The 566-nt window shown below is 26.0% G+C and carries 1 protein-coding gene; it reads right to left on the minus strand.

The genetic code is table 11. From position 1 onward, the window contains the following. Positions 1 to 166: 166 nt before the first annotated feature. The coding region (locus tag H8R92_RS13065; RefSeq protein ID WP_186835746.1) for a transposase at positions 167 to 566 on the minus strand (400 nt) is incomplete at its 5' end.

Below are 566 nucleotides of genomic sequence, written 5' to 3' on the forward strand. Positions count from 1 at the left end.
GGGGACGTCTCATAAATGATTTTTAAATCATTTATGTAGACGACCTCTTTTTTGTTTTTTAGAAAAATTATTCAGTTTATATTATGTAATTAGTGGTAATAAATTTAATTTTAAACACAACAAATAGAAGGTATTAATCCTTCTATTTGTTTTACATATTATTCCACTAAGCTGTTTTAGGAATGTGTAATAATATTCCATTTGTATTTTTAATATTTTTATTAAATAATTTTTGAATATTATAAGCAAATGCGAGCAATGTAAATTCTACCAATACATTCTTCTTACCACGAAGTAAGAATCTTCTAAATGCATAATCTTGTTTTAAAACTCCAAATACACCTTCGACCTGAATAGAACGATTCATTCTTAAAATTTTTCCTTCGGGCGTTGAAATATTTTTAAGAGATTCATTACGTTTTTCAAGAAAATCTTTAGATACATGAAGTCTCTTATTCCCTTTAGCTTTAGTACATTTATCTTTATATGGACAGCCATTACAGTTTTCACTTTCGTAAATGGTCACTACTGATTTATAGTTAGATTTAGATACTTTAATTTTGCTT

Source organism: Clostridium lentum (assembly GCF_014287815.1).
In the GTDB taxonomy this organism is placed as follows: domain Bacteria; phylum Bacillota; class Clostridia; order Clostridiales; family Clostridiaceae; genus Clostridium; species Clostridium lentum.